Raw genomic sequence first — 13356 nt, 5'->3', positions numbered from 1 at the left:
GCGCGACCAGCCACATACAGCCCGCAGCCCGCAAACAACAAAAACCCGGCAGACGCTTACGCCTACGCCCCCCACCCCGCCTGCTCCCCACCAACCCGCTCGGCAACAACCTTCTCCCCCCACCCGCAGGAGCGATACGCCTTCATGGGCTCGGGGTCCAACCCCATCTCCCCCCGCACCTCCCGAAGCAGCGGACGCACGTCCGTGTCATACGCATCCATCAGCACCGCATTCGCCTCGAGCACGTCCCCCGAGCCCTGCGCGGCAGCCAGCGCCGCTCCGTCGACCAGCAGCGCCTTGGCAGTGGCCTCCTGCACGTTCATCACCGACCGGACAATGGCCGGAATCTTCGCCTCGATGTTGTGGCACTGGTCGAGCATGAACGCCACGTCGGAGGTGAACCCGCCCCCGCGCACCACCTCGTACATGATCCGGAACAACTGGAACGGATCGGCCGCCCCGACCATCAGGTCGTCGTCCGCGTAGAACCGCGAGTTGAAGTCGAACCCGCCGAGCTTCCCCTCGCGCAGCAGCGTCGCGACGATGAACTCGATGTTCGTGCCGGGCGCATGGTGCCCCGTGTCCACCACGACCTGCGCCTTCTCGCCCAGCTTCAGACAGTGGGCGTACGCCGTGCCCCAGTCCGGCACGTCCGTCGTGTAGAACGCCGGCTCGAAGAGCTTGTACTCGAGGAGCATCCGCTGCCCCTCACCGAGCCGCCCGTACACCTCGGCCAGCCCCTCGGACAGCCGGTCCTGCCGGGACCTGATGTCGTCCTGCCCGGGGTAGTTCGTGCCGTCGGCGAACCACAGCTTCAGGTCGCGCGACCCGGTTGCGTCCATGATGTCGACGCACTCCAACAGGTGGTCGACGGCCTTCCTGCGCACCACCGCGTCCGGGTGGCAGATACTGCCCAGCTTGTAGTCGTCGTCCTGGAAGGTGTTGGAGTTGATGGCGCCGATCCGGACACCCCGCTCCTCGGCGTGCCGCCCCAGCGCGGCGTAGTCCTCGACCCGGTCCCAGGGGATGTGCAGGGCGACCGTCGGGGCCACGCCGGTGAACTCGTGGACCTTCGCCGCGTCGTCCAGCTTCTCGAACGGATCGCGCGGCACACCGGCCTGGGTGAACACCTTGAACCGGGTGCCGGAGTTCCCGTACGCCCACGACGGCGTCTCGACTGCCTGGGCCTTGAGCGCGGCCTTCACCGCGGCGAGCTCGGTCACTTCGGCGCTCCTGTGACATCGGGTCGTGACCAGCGTTGGGCACGACCATGTGTGAAACGATTCAGTACGCGAAGCTATGAGCCACCCGAAGGGGTGTCAACCCTTCCGGCCAACCCGGCTCTCCGTGACTCGGTCGTGACCTTCGGCTATCGAAAGTTTTTCGATCCGGAACCATTGACGTGACATGCGCTCGCTGCCTAACGTCCCCGGCAACCAAGTTGAAACCTTTCACGACGCCGTGAGGGCCGTCCCGCCCGGCGTCGTCGAGGAGCCCCCAATGACCCACCCGTCCGACACGGGTACGGCCCCGGTTCTGGCGCTCAGGGACGTCTCCAAGTCCTTCGGCGCCGTCCGCGCGCTGCGGGACGTCTCCCTGGAGCTGTTCCCCGGCGAGGTGCACGCCCTCGCCGGTGAGAACGGCGCCGGAAAGTCGACCCTCATCAAGACGCTCGCCGGAGTACACCGGCCGGACGCCGGCCAGGTGCTGCTCGACGGCGCGCCCGTCGTCTTCCACGGTCCCGGCGACGCCCGCGACGCCGGTATCGCCGTGATCTACCAGGAGCCCACGCTCTTTCCCGACCTGTCGATCGCCGAGAACATCTTCATGGGCCGTCAGCCCCGGCGCGCGCTCGGCCGCATCGACCACCGGGCGACCCACCACGCCACCGCCGAGCTGATGCTGCGCCTCGGGGTGGAGCTGGACCCCGACCGGCCCGCGCGCGGTCTGTCCATCGCGGACCAGCAGATCGTGGAGATCGCCAAGGCCCTCTCCTTCGACGCCCGAGTCCTGATCATGGACGAGCCGACCGCGGCCCTCACCGGCAGCGAGGTCGCCCGGCTCTTCGGTGTGGTGCGCACCCTGCGCGAACAGGGCGCCGCGGTGCTGTTCATCTCCCACCGCCTGGAGGAGATCTTCCGCATCTGCAAGCGGGTCACCACCCTGCGCGACGGCGCCAGGATCGCCGGCGAGCCGCTGGAGGGCATGACCGAGGACGACCTGGTGCGCCGCATGGTGGGCCGCGACCTGGACGAGCTGTACCCCAAGCAGGAGGTCCCCCCAGGCGAAACCGCACTCAGTGTGCGCCGGCTGACCCGCGAGGGTGTGTTCACCGACGTCTCCTTCGAGGTACGCCGCGGCGAGATCGTCGCCCTGGCCGGACTGGTCGGCGCCGGACGCACCGAGGTCGCCCGCGCCGTGTTCGGCGTCGACCGCTGGGACGCCGGCGAGGTCGAGGTCGACGGGAAGCCGCTCGTCAACGGCGCCCCCTCCACCGCGATGGCCGCGGGCCTCGCCCTCGTCCCGGAGGACCGCCGCGCCCAGGGCCTCGTGATGGACATGTCCATCGAGCGCAACATCGGCCTGACCGGACTGCGTACGACCGTGCGGGCCGGGCTCATGGACCGCGGCGCCGAACGCAGCCGCTCCCTGGACTGGGCCGTCAAGCTCCAGGTGAAGTACGCCCGCATCGCCGACACCGTCGCCACCCTGTCCGGGGGCAACCAGCAGAAGGTCGTCCTCGCCAAGTGGCTGGCCACCGGCCCCAAGGTGCTGATCGTCGACGAGCCGACCCGGGGCATCGACGTCGGCACCAAGGCCGAGGTGCACCGGTTGCTGAGCGAGCTGGCCGCCGACGGCGTGGCCGTCCTGATGATCTCCTCCGACCTGCCGGAGGTCCTCGGCATGGCCGACCGCGTCCTGGTGATGCACGAGGGCCGCCTCGCCGCCGAGATCCCCCGTACCGAAGCCACCGAGGAGACCGTGATGGCCGCAGCCACGGGGAGGGCCGCCGCATGACGGTCACCGCACCCGACCAGGCCCCCGTGGCCGACGTCCCGAAGGCCGGCGCAACCCGGCTGGTGGACCGCATCTTCAAGATGCGCGAACTGGCCATCCTGCTCGTCTTCCTGGTGATGATCGCCATCACCCAGGCGGGCAACAGCGCGTTCCTGTCCGAGCAGGGCATCAAGGACCTGCTGCTGAACGCGACCATCCTCGTCCTGGTCGCCACCGGCCAGTCCCTGGTCGTCATCACCCGCAACGTCGACCTCTCGGTCGGTTCCACCCTCGGCGTCAGCGCCTTCGCCGCAGGCACCTACCTCCAGGGCGGCGGCAACCCCGTCGTGGCCGTGCTGCTCGCGGTGCTCACGGGCGTCGGCGCCGGGCTGCTCAACGGTCTGCTGGTCAGCCTCGGCCAGGTGCCCGCCCTGGTGGTCACCCTCGGCACGCTCTACATCATCCGCGGCATCGACTCCATCTGGGTCGGCTCCCGCCAGATCACCGCGGCCGACCTGCCCGGCGGCTTCGTCGACTTCGGCTCCGACGGACTCTCGGCCGTGCCCTGGCTGGCCATGATCGCCCTCGTGGTGCTCGTCGCCACGGCGTACTACCTCAAGCACTTCGGCAGCGGACGCGAGCTGTACGCGCTCGGCTCCAACCCGGAGGCGGCCCGGCTGGCCGGCATCCCCGTCCGCAAGCGGATCCTCGCCGCGTACACCTTCTGCGGCGCCCTGGCCGGACTCGCCGGCGCCCTCTACCTGGCCCGGTTCGGCAACGTCGACTCCGGTACCGGCAACGGCTACGAACTGACCGTCGTCAGCGCGGTGGTGGTCGGCGGCGTCGTCTTCACCGGCGGCTCCGGCAGCGTCTACGGCGCGGCCCTCGGCGCGCTGCTGCTGACCTCGATCAACAGCGTGCTGCCCGCCCTCGGCGTCAGCTCCGTGTGGGTGCTGGCGATCAACGGCATCCTGCTCATCCTCGCCATCGCCGTCGACCGGATCGTCGCGCTGCGCGTGGCCAACGCCCTGAAGAAGAGGAACGCCCGCCATGGCTGACAGCTCCCTGACGCGCGCCATCCGCTGGGACACTGTCGTCGGCGCCCTCCTCGTCGTGGTCCTGCTGCTCTCCTTCGGCTTCGTCGACGGGTTCGGCAACGCCCTCAACCTGTCCTTCCTGATCGGCAACACCCTGCCGATCGCGCTCATCGCGCTGCCGATGACCCTGCTGGTCGTCTCCGGCGAGATCGACCTCTCGGTCGCCTCCACCGCCGGACTGTCCGGCGCGGTGATGGGCGCGCTGTGGAACCAGGGCATGACCATCGAGGTGATCATCCCGATCTGCCTGCTGCTCGGCGTCGTGTGCGGACTGGTCAACGGGCTTCTGGTCACCCGGCTGGGGCTGCCCTCCCTCGCCGTCACCATCGGTACCATGGCCGCCTACCGGGGCATCGCGCAGATCGTGCTCGGCTCCGACGCGGTGACCGACTTCCCCTCGCGGTACCTGGACTTCGCCGCCGGACGCATCGGCGACACCTTCGTCCCGTACGCCTTCCTGCCGTTCCTCGCGCTGCTGGCCGTCGCCGTTCTCGCCCTGCACGCCATGCCGCTGGGCCGGTCGCTGTTCGCCATCGGCGCCAGCGAGGAGGCCGCGCGCTTCGCCGGCGTCCGGGTCAAGCGGCAGAAACTGATCCTTTTCACGCTGACCGGCCTGATGTCCGCCCTCACCGGCGTCTTCTGGGCCCTGCACTACGCCAGCGCCCGCTACGACAACGCCACCGGCCTCGAACTCTCCGTGGTCGCCGCCGTGCTGCTGGGCGGCATCGACTTCGACGGCGGCAAGGGCACGCTCGGCGGCGCCGTCGCGGGTGTGTTCCTGCTCGGCGCGCTCCAGAACGTGATGAGCCTCGTCAACGTCTCCGCACAGTCGCAGATCGTCGTCACCGGCGTCCTGCTCGTCGTCTCCGTGCTGGGCCCCCGGGTCGCACGGCAGATCTCCGTCGCACGGGCCGGACGCAGGGCGGCATCGGCGCCCCTGTCCAAGGCGCCCGCGCCGACCCCGTAACCCCGTAACCGGCTCTGCCCACGCCCGATAAGGAACCCACCATGCGCAAGTCGACCATCCGCCGTACCTGCGCGGCCCTCGCCGCCGTCACCTCGCTCGCCCTGGCGGCCACCGCCTGCGGCGGCACCACGAAGGAGGACGTCAAGAACGAGGGCGGCTCGGCCGCCGCGGCGGGCAAGGCCGACCCGAACGCCGAGACGAAGAAGGGGCTGACCGTCGGCTTCCTGCCCAAGCAGGTCAACAACCCCTACTTCACCGTCGCCGACAAGGGGGGCGAGAAGGCCCTCAAGGAGCTGGGCTCCAGCTACAAGGAGGTCGGCACCTCCAGCGGCACCGACACCGCGGGACAGGTCTCCTACGTCAACACGCTCACCCAGCAGCAGGTCGACGCCATCGCCGTCTCCGCGCAGGACCCGGGCGCGCTGTGCACCGCGCTCAAGCAGGCCATGAAGAACGACATCAAGGTCGTCACCTACGACTCGGACACCAACCCCGAGTGCCGCAACGCCTTCATCTCCCAGGCGTCCGCCGACGACATCGGCCGCACCCAGGTGCAGCAGATGGCCGAGCAGATCGGCAACAAGGGCGAGATCGCGATCCTGTCCGCCGCGCAGACCGCGACGAACCAGAACGCCTGGATCGAGATCATGAAGGACGAGCTGAAGGACCCGAAGTACAAGAACATCAAGCTGGTCAAGGTCGCCTACGGTGACGACGACGCCCAGAAGTCGTTCCAGCAGACCCAGGGCCTGCTCCAGGAGTACCCGGACCTGAAGGGGATCATCTCCCCGACCACCGTCGGCATCAAGGCCGCCGCCCAGTACCTGTCCGGCTCCAAGTACAAGGGCGAGGTCAAGCTGACCGGCCTCGGCACGCCCAATGACATGCGCAAGTACGTCAAGAACGGAACCGTCGAGGCGTTCGAGCTGTGGGACCCGGCCAAGCTCGGCGAACTGGCCGCGCGCACCGCCGTCGCCCTGTGCTCCGGGCAGATCACCGGCAAGGAGGGCGAGACCTTCAAGGCCGGCGGCCTGGGCGAGTACACCATCGGCAAGGACGGCGTGATCAACCTCGGCAAGCCGACCGTCTTCACCGCCGAGAACATCGACCAGTTCGATTTCTAGTCCCAACGCCTGAAGACCTGAAGGCCTGAACTCCTGAAGGCCTCAACGCCTCGACATCTCAACGGCTCGTACGGGAGCGGTACTCATGCGGCGCGTCTGTTTCCTGCTCAAGGTCCGCCAGGACCGCATCGCGGAGTACCGCGAACGACACGCCACCGTGTGGCCACAGATGTGCGAGGCACTCTCCGCCACCGGCTGGCACAACTACTCGCTCTTCCTGCGTGACGACGGGCTGCTCGTCGGCTACCTGGAGACCGAGGACTTCGCCGCCGCCCGGGCCGGTATGGAGGCCACCGAGGTCAACGCCCGCTGGCAGGCGGAGATGGGCCCGCTCTTCGAGTCCCTCGACGGGACCCGCCCCGACGAGGCGATGAAGCCGCTCACCGAGGTGTTCCACCTCGCCTGAGGGGGTCTTCCCGGGGCGGCGCGGGTAATGTGAAGGTTCTGCGGCCGCCCCCCCATACCCAGCTCGACCTCGGAGGTCCCTGCCCGATGGCCCATTCGGTGGGTATCAAGGACGTCGCCCGCGTCGCCGGAGTATCCGTGGGCACGGTCTCCAACGTCATCAACCGCCCCGACACCGTCGCGACGGAGACCCGCGCGCGCGTGCTGTCCGCGATCGACCGGCTCGGCTACGTCCGCAGCGAGTCCGCGCGGCAGTTGCGCGCGGGCCGCAGCCGGATCATGGGGCTGCTCGTCCTGGACATGGGCAACCCCTTCTTCGTCGACGTCGCGCGGGGCGCCGAGCGGGCCGCGCGCGTCGCCGGGCTCGGCGTGATGGTCTGCAACAGCGCCCAGAACCCGGGCGAGGAGGCCGACTACCTCTCGCTCTTCGCCGAACAGCGGGTCCGCGGCGTTCTGCTCACCCCGGCCGACGCCACCGGCCGCAACATCGAGGGCTTCCGGCGCCACAACATCCCCTTCGTGCTGGTCGACCGGGTCGCCGAGGGCACCACCGAGTGCTCGGTCTCCGTCGACGACGTCGCGGGCGGCGCGCTGGCCGTGCGCCACCTCGTGGACGCCGGGCACCGCTCCATCGCCTACGTCAGCGGCCCGCCCGGCCTCAACCAGGTGCGCGACCGCCGCACCGGCGCCCTCGCCGCGCTCGCCGAGGCGGGGCTCGGCCCCGAGGCACTGCGCGAACTGCCCACCGAGCGGCTCGACGTCGCCGCGGGCCGGGACGCCGGCGCCCGCCTCCTGGGCCTCGCCGACCGGCCGACCGCCGTCTTCTGCGCCAACGACCTGCTCGCCCTCGGTGTCCTCCAGGCCATGTACGCCGCCGGGGTCGGCGTCCCCGAGGACCTCGCGATCGTGGGCTACGACGACATCGAGTTCGCCGCCGCCGCGGCCGTCCCGCTCACCTCCGTGCGCCAGCCCGCCGTCACCATGGGCGCCATGGCCGCCGAACTGCTCCTCGAGGAGACGGAGCTGGAGGGCACCGACCGGACCCACCCGCACCGGCGGGTCGTCCTCCAGCCCGAACTGGTCGTGCGGCGCTCCAGCCTCGCCGCCCGCTGACCGGTCATTCAGCACGATTTCATGATCCCGGGGGTCGGCGGCCGCAGGACCGTGTGCTGAACTGGGACACGGCCGAAAGAATCGGCCGCCAGTTCCGTCCGCCAGACCCGTCCGTCAGATCCGTCCGCCCCGGGAGCCCCCTTGAGTGTCAGCTACCGCCAGCCAGGCGTCGTCCTCACCGACCGCCGTTTCACCGTGCCCCTCGACCACGCCGACCCCACCGGGGAGACGATCGAGCTGTACGCCCGCGAGGCCGTCGCGCGCGACAAGGCACACCAGGACCTGCCCTGGCTGGTCTACCTCCAGGGCGGCCCCGGCTTCGGGGCGAACCGTTTCATCGGCCGTCCCGCCTGGCTCGGCCGCGCCCTCAAGGAGTACCGCGTGCTGCTCCTGGACCAGCGCGGCACCGGCGCCTCCACGACCGCCAACCGCCAGACGCTCCCGCTGCGCGGCGGCCCCGCCGAGCAGGCCGACTACCTCGCCCACTTCCGCGCCGACGCCATCGTCCGCGACTGCGAGGCCATCCGCCCCCAGGTCACCGGCGGTGCCCCCTGGGCCGTCCTCGGCCAGAGCTTCGGCGGCTTCTGCACCGTCGCCTACCTGTCGCTGGCCCCCGAGGGCCTGAGCGCCGCCCTGATCACCGGCGGTCTGCCCTCCCTCGACGCCCACGCCGACGACGTCTACCGGGCCGCCTTCCCCCGCATCGAGCGCAAGGTCGTCGCGCACTACACCCGCTATCCGCAGGACGTCGAACGCGCCCGCCGCATCGCCGACCACCTGCTCACCCACGACGTGGTCCTGCCGAACGGCTACCGGCTCACCGTGGAGGCCTTCCAGTCCCTCGGCATCATGCTGGGCGGCGGCGAGGGCAGCCACCGCCTGCACTTCCTGCTGGAGGACGCCTTCGTCCGCACCCCGAACGGCCACGAGCTGTCCGACGCCTTCCAGGAGCAGGCACAGGGCCTGCTGTCCTACGCGGGCCACCCGCTCTACGCCCTCGTCCACGAGGCCATCTACGGCCAGGACGCGCGGCCCACCGACTGGTCCGCCGAGCGGGTCCGCGCCGAGTTCCCGCGCTTCGACGCCGCCAAGGCCCTGGCCGGCGACGAACCGCTGCTCTTCACCGGCGAGTCGGTCCACCCCTGGATGTTCGACTGCGACCCGGCACTGCGCCCGCTGCGCGAGACCGCCGAACTGCTCGCCGCCCGCACCGACTGGACGCCCCTGTACGACCCCGCCCGCCTCGCCGCCAACGAGGTGCCCGCCGCCGCGGCCGTCTACCACGACGACATGTACGTCGACACCGCGCACGCCCTCACCACCGCCCGCGCGATCCGGGGCCTGCGCACCTGGGTCACCGACGAGTTCGAGCACGACGGCGTCCGGGCCGGCGGCCCCCGCGTCCTGGACCGGCTGCTCGCGCTCGCCCGCGACGAGGCGTGAGCGGCGGCGCGTGAAACCCGGGTGGGATGTCAGTGGCGCGGGTTAGTGTGCGGGCATGACGGAGCCGACGATCACGCAACTGGAGCCCATGCCCGGGGACTGGCGCCGCGCCCTCGCCGTCGTGGCCCACCCGGACGACCTGGAGTACGGCTGCTCGGCGGCGATCGCCGCCTGGACCGACGAGGGGCGTGAGGTCGCCTACGTGCTCGCGACCCGGGGCGAGGCCGGCATCGACACGCTGGCGCCCGCCGAGTGCGCCCCGCTGCGTGAGCGGGAGCAGCGGGCGAGCGCCGCCGTCGTCGGGGTGAGCGAGGTGGAGTTCCTCGACCACAAGGACGGTGTCGTCGAGTACGGCACCGCGCTGCGCCGCGACATTGCCGCCGCGATCCGCCGGCACCGGCCCGAGCTGGTCATCACCCTCAACCACCGCGACACCTGGGGCGGCGTCGCCTGGAACACCCCGGACCACGTGGCCGTCGGCCGCGCCACGCTCGACGCGGCGGGCGACGCGGGCAACCGGTGGATCTTTCCGGAGCTGACCGACCAGGGCCTCGAACCGTGGGGCGGCGTGCGGTGGGTCGCGGTCGCCGGTTCCTCCTCGCCCACCCACGCCGTGGACGCCACGCCGGGTCTCGAGCGCGCGGTGCGCTCGCTGCTCGAACACCGGGCGTACATCGAGGTGCTGACCGACGAGGACCCGGAGACGTACGTACGCGGATTCCTCACCGGCTTCGCCCAGGCCGCGGGGGAGCGGTTCGGCGGAAGGCCGGCGGTGACCTTCGAAGTCTTCGGACGGTAGCGGCATGCCGGGGGAGCGGGAGCGTCTGGCGGAGCGGTTCGAGGAGCACCGCGGGCAGCTCAAGGCGGTGGCGTACCGCATGCTCGGCTCCCTGGCCGAGGCGGAGGACGCCGTGCAGGAGGCCTGGCTGCGGCTCGACCGCACCGGCGGGGACGGCATCGACAACCTGGGCGCCTGGCTGACCACGGTGACCGGTCGGATCTGCCTGGACCTGCTGCGCTCGCGAACCGCGCGCCGCGAGGAGCCGATGACCGAGGGCCTCGACACCTTCGTGCCGGACCCCGTGGTGCGGGCGCTGCCGCGGACCGACCCGGAGCAGGAGGCCCTGCACACCGACTCGGTGGGCATCGCCCTGCTGGTGGTGCTGGAGACCCTGGCACCGGCCGAGCGGCTGGCGTTCGTCCTGCACGACATGTTCGCCGTCCCCTTCGACGCCATCGCACGGGTCGTCGAGCGCAGTCCGGCCGCCACCCGGCAGCTTGCCGCCCGGGCCCGGCGCCGGGTGCGGGACGCGACCCCGGCCGCCGAACCGGACCTCGGCCGGCAGCGCCGGGCGGTCGAGGCGTTCCTGGCCGCGAGCCGTGCCGGTGACTTCGAGGCCCTGGTGTCCGTCCTCCACCCGGACGTGGTGCTGCGTGCCGACGCCGGTGCACTGGCAAGCGGCGCGGCGGCGTCGAAGGTGGTGCGGGGCGCGCGGACGGTCGCCACCGGGGCGTTCCACTTCCGCCACCTCGCCGGGCTCGCCCGGGTCGTCCTGGTCAACGGCGCGGTCGGCACCGTCGCCGTGTCCGAGGCAGGCCCGCAGTCCGTCACCTACGTCACCGTCGCCGACGGACTCATCACCGGCCTGTACATCCTGTCCGACCCCGAACGCCTGTCCGACCTGGACCTTTCCGCCCTGGAGGCCTGACCGGGAGCGGCGGCCGTCGGCGTCGGGGCACACCGGCGGCCCGTATCCTCGTCGGCATGCGAGAACACACGCCAACCCCGGCGGACCCGGTGAATCCGGCGGACCCGGCAGATCGGGCGGCCCCCGCAGAACTGCGCGGCGACTGCGAGCGGTGCTTCGGCCTGTGCTGCGCGGCCCTGCCCTTCGCCCGCTCGGCGGACTTCGCGATCGACAAGGACGCCGGAACGCCCTGCCCGAACCTCCGCACCGACCACCGCTGCGGCATCCACGCCAGGCTGCGGGAGAGCGGCTTCAGCGGCTGCACCGTCTACGACTGCTTCGGCGCCGGGCAGCGGGTCTCGCAGGTCACCTTCGGCGGCGTGGACTGGCGCACCGGCCCGCCCGAGCGGGGCCGCCGCATGTTCGACGTCTTCCCGGTGGTCCGCCAACTGCACGAGCTGCTCTGGTACCTGACCGAGGCGCTGACCCTGCCCGCGGCCCGCCCCGTCCACGCCGACCTGCGCCGCGCCCTCGCCGACACCGAGCGCCTCGCCACCGGCACCCCCGACGAGCTGTCCGCCCTGGACGTGTCCGGGCACCGGCAGGGGGTCAACGCGCTCCTGCTGCGCACCAGCGAACTCGTGCGGTCCGGCACCCGCGGCCGCAAGAAGCACCGCCGCAACGCGGACCTCATGGGCGCCCGTCTCAAGGGCGCCGACCTCGCCGGCGCCGATCTGCGCGGGGCCTACCTCATCGCCGCCGACCTCACCGGCGCGGACCTGCGCGGCGCCGACCTGATCGGCGCGGACCTGCGTGACGCCGACCTCACGGACGCCGACCTGACCGGCGCCTTCTTCCTGACCCAGCCGCAGCTCACCGCGGCCCGGGGCAGCGCCGGGACCAGGCTGCCGGAGTCAGTCACCCGCCCGGTGCACTGGACAGCCGGGTCCTGAGGGGACGTCCCCGGGGACGGGGGCGACCTGCTCCGGCACCGTGCCGGTCCGGTCGGAGACGGTCGGGTCGTAGACGGTCCGGTCGGGTGCGGTCCGCCGGTCCAGGTGCAGCCGCAGTCCCTCCGGCATCAGCGTCAGCCGCTCGGTCACCCGCAGCCGGTAGTCCGGGTCGGGCCGCAGCTCGTAGCGGCGCAGCAGCAGTCCCAGGACCAGCGTCGCCTCGTGCAGCGCGAACTGCCGCCCGATGCACGCCCGGGCCCCCGTCCCGAACGGCTTGTAGCTGTGCGGGGCGCGCGACCGTACGGCCTTCGCGTCGAAACGGTCCGGGTCGAACCGCCCGGCGTCCGGCCCCCACACCTCGGGGTCCCGGTGCAGCATGCCCGTGAGCACCAGCGCCCAGGCACCGCGCCGCATCGGATACGTACCGCCCAGCACCGTGTCTTGGCGGGCCTCCCGGGCGAAGGCGGGCGCGGTCGGCCACAGCCGCAGCGACTCGTCCAGTACCCGGCGCAGGTAGCGCAGTTTGGCCACCTGCTCGTAGCCGGGTGCCTCGGTGTCGCCCCAGACGCGGTCCACCTCGGCCCGGGCGCGGGCGGCGACCTCGGGGTGCCGGGACAGGTAGTGCAGGGCGAAGGAGAGCGCGCCCGAGGTGGTCTCGTGGCCGGCCACCAGGAAGGTGATGACCTGGCGGCGGACGTTCTGAGGCGACAGCCGTTCCCCGGTCCCGGGGTGGGTCGTCTCCAGCATCCGGTCGAGCAGGTCGCCCTCACCGCTCTCACCGCTCTCGCCGCCTCTCCCGCCGGCCGCCCGGCGTTCGCGGACGAGGTCGTCGACCGTGCGGTTGAGGAACGCGATGTCGGCGGCGTTGCGCCGGTTCGCGCCGCGCAGCAGCCAGGGGGCGAGCGGCGCGGGGACCGTGTTCAGCCGCTGCGCGTAGGTGAGCGTGCCCACCATCGCGGTGACGAAGGGATGGGGGCGCGGGCGTTCGAAGGACCCGAAGTCGTGCCCGAAACCGGTGCGCGCGATGGTCTCCAGCGTCAGCTTGGTCATGTCGCCGGGCACGTCCACCGCCCGCCCCGAGTCCCGGGCCCGGTCCCAGTGCTCGGTGAGCCGCGCGGCCACGTCCAGCATCATCACGTGGTATCCGGCCATGGCCTCGCGGCTGAAACCGGGCGCCAGCACGTCGTGCCCGAGCTGCCAGTTGGGCTCGTGGTTGTACGCGGTGAACAGCCCGTCGCCGGCCACCGGCCGCAGGTTGGCCACGCCCAGGCCCACGTGCTTGGCGAAGCGCGTCTCGTCCGCCAGGTCGGCGGCGAGGGAGGCACCCCACACGAACACGAACTCCTTGCCGAAGGCCCGCCGCCGGAAGACCGGGCCGAGCTGCCGGGCGTATCGCAGCGAGTCCTGCATCGGGGTGCGCCTGCTCGCCCCGATCACGTCCCCCAGCAGGGGCAGCCGGTACGGCGGGCGGGGAATGCGGTGGAGTTCGGGCCAGCCCAGTTCGGCGCTGCGAAAGCCCTTGGGCAGTCCGTCGGGTGCCGGTGTCCTCGTCGTCTCCGCCATGACGCG

At 71.7% G+C, this 13356-nt stretch carries 12 protein-coding genes; 10 read left to right on the top strand and 2 right to left on the bottom strand.

The features are described from left to right. Nucleotides 1-62 precede the first annotated feature (62 nt). Nucleotides 63-1223 (bottom strand): L-rhamnose isomerase, encoded by a 1161-nt coding sequence (gene rhaI / locus KUM40_RS25005; RefSeq protein ID WP_217168360.1) that lies wholly within the window; start codon nt 1221-1223, stop codon nt 63-65. Between the two features lie 277 nt (nt 1224-1500). On the opposite strand from rhaI, the gene KUM40_RS25000 reads away from it, so the two are divergent. From KUM40_RS25000 to KUM40_RS24955, 10 genes are all read left to right on the top strand, one after another. Then, nucleotides 1501-3018: a sugar ABC transporter ATP-binding protein gene (locus KUM40_RS25000; RefSeq protein ID WP_217168358.1), complete on the top strand. Its 1518-nt coding sequence runs from the start codon at nt 1501-1503 to the stop codon at nt 3016-3018. Further along, nucleotides 3015-4055: an ABC transporter permease gene (locus KUM40_RS24995; RefSeq protein WP_217168355.1), complete on the top strand. Its 1041-nt coding sequence runs from the start codon at nt 3015-3017 to the stop codon at nt 4053-4055. Before KUM40_RS25000 ends, KUM40_RS24995 begins: the two co-directional genes overlap by 4 nt. Continuing rightward, entirely contained in the window at nt 4048-5061 is a 1014-nt protein-coding gene (locus tag KUM40_RS24990; RefSeq protein WP_217168353.1) for an ABC transporter permease, read from the top strand. The genes KUM40_RS24995 and KUM40_RS24990 overlap by 8 nt, the downstream gene beginning before the upstream one ends. Before the next feature lie 41 nt (nt 5062-5102). Next, nucleotides 5103-6185: a rhamnose ABC transporter substrate-binding protein gene (rhaS, locus tag KUM40_RS24985; protein WP_217168351.1), complete on the top strand. Its 1083-nt coding sequence runs from the start codon at nt 5103-5105 to the stop codon at nt 6183-6185. 85 nt (nt 6186-6270) lie between these two features. After that, nucleotides 6271-6591 (top strand): L-rhamnose mutarotase, encoded by a 321-nt coding sequence (locus KUM40_RS24980; protein WP_217168349.1) that lies wholly within the window; start codon nt 6271-6273, stop codon nt 6589-6591. Between the two features lie 86 nt (nt 6592-6677). After that, nucleotides 6678-7703, top strand: a complete 1026-nt coding sequence (locus KUM40_RS24975; protein ID WP_217168347.1) for a LacI family DNA-binding transcriptional regulator — start codon at nt 6678-6680, stop codon at nt 7701-7703. Between the two features lie 141 nt (nt 7704-7844). Continuing rightward, complete coding sequence (locus KUM40_RS24970) at nt 7845-9146, top strand: alpha/beta fold hydrolase (protein WP_217168345.1); 1302 nt, start codon at nt 7845-7847, stop codon at nt 9144-9146. Nucleotides 9147-9201: 55 nt separating this feature from the next. Continuing rightward, nucleotides 9202-9945 carry a PIG-L deacetylase family protein gene (locus KUM40_RS24965; RefSeq protein ID WP_217168343.1) on the top strand — a complete coding sequence of 248 codons (744 nt, stop codon included), beginning with the start codon at nt 9202-9204 and terminating at the stop codon, nt 9943-9945. A 4-nt stretch (nt 9946-9949) separates the two neighbouring features. Then, on the top strand, nt 9950-10855 hold the full coding sequence (sigJ, locus tag KUM40_RS24960) for an RNA polymerase sigma factor SigJ (RefSeq protein WP_217168342.1): 906 nt from the start codon (nt 9950-9952) through the stop codon (nt 10853-10855). Between the two features lie 56 nt (nt 10856-10911). Further along, nucleotides 10912-11787: a pentapeptide repeat-containing protein gene (locus KUM40_RS24955; RefSeq protein ID WP_217168341.1), complete on the top strand. Its 876-nt coding sequence runs from the start codon at nt 10912-10914 to the stop codon at nt 11785-11787. On the opposite strand, the gene KUM40_RS24950 is transcribed toward KUM40_RS24955, so the two are convergent. Next, the gene (locus tag KUM40_RS24950) at nt 11749-13350 is read right to left on the bottom strand and encodes a cytochrome P450 (protein WP_217168339.1); all 1602 of its coding nucleotides are present in this window, start codon (nt 13348-13350) and stop codon (nt 11749-11751) included. The genes KUM40_RS24955 and KUM40_RS24950 overlap by 39 nt on opposite strands. Nucleotides 13351-13356: the final 6 nt, after the last annotated feature.

The sequence above is a fragment of the Streptomyces sp. AC512_CC834 genome (assembly GCF_019049325.1).
GTDB lineage: Bacteria > Actinomycetota > Actinomycetes > Streptomycetales > Streptomycetaceae > Streptomyces.
This window is presented reverse-complemented; position numbering and strand designations above follow the sequence as displayed.

Excerpts from the sequence above, each read along its gene's own strand:
- KUM40_RS25000 (WP_217168358.1), top strand. The coding sequence starts at position 1,501 with ATGACCCACCCGTCCGACACGGGTACGGCCCCGGTTCTGGCGCTCAGG.
- KUM40_RS24995 (WP_217168355.1), top strand. The coding sequence starts at position 3,015 with ATGACGGTCACCGCACCCGACCAGGCCCCCGTGGCCGACGTCCCGAAG.
- KUM40_RS24990 (WP_217168353.1), top strand. The coding sequence starts at position 4,048 with ATGGCTGACAGCTCCCTGACGCGCGCCATCCGCTGGGACACTGTCGTC.
- rhaS (WP_217168351.1), top strand. The coding sequence starts at position 5,103 with ATGCGCAAGTCGACCATCCGCCGTACCTGCGCGGCCCTCGCCGCCGTC.
- KUM40_RS24980 (WP_217168349.1), top strand. The coding sequence starts at position 6,271 with ATGCGGCGCGTCTGTTTCCTGCTCAAGGTCCGCCAGGACCGCATCGCG.
- KUM40_RS24975 (WP_217168347.1), top strand. The coding sequence starts at position 6,678 with ATGGCCCATTCGGTGGGTATCAAGGACGTCGCCCGCGTCGCCGGAGTA.
- KUM40_RS24965 (WP_217168343.1), top strand. The coding sequence starts at position 9,202 with ATGACGGAGCCGACGATCACGCAACTGGAGCCCATGCCCGGGGACTGG.
- sigJ (WP_217168342.1), top strand. The coding sequence starts at position 9,950 with ATGCCGGGGGAGCGGGAGCGTCTGGCGGAGCGGTTCGAGGAGCACCGC.
- KUM40_RS24955 (WP_217168341.1), top strand. The coding sequence starts at position 10,912 with ATGCGAGAACACACGCCAACCCCGGCGGACCCGGTGAATCCGGCGGAC.
- KUM40_RS24950 (WP_217168339.1), bottom strand. The coding sequence starts at position 13,350 with ATGGCGGAGACGACGAGGACACCGGCACCCGACGGACTGCCCAAGGGC.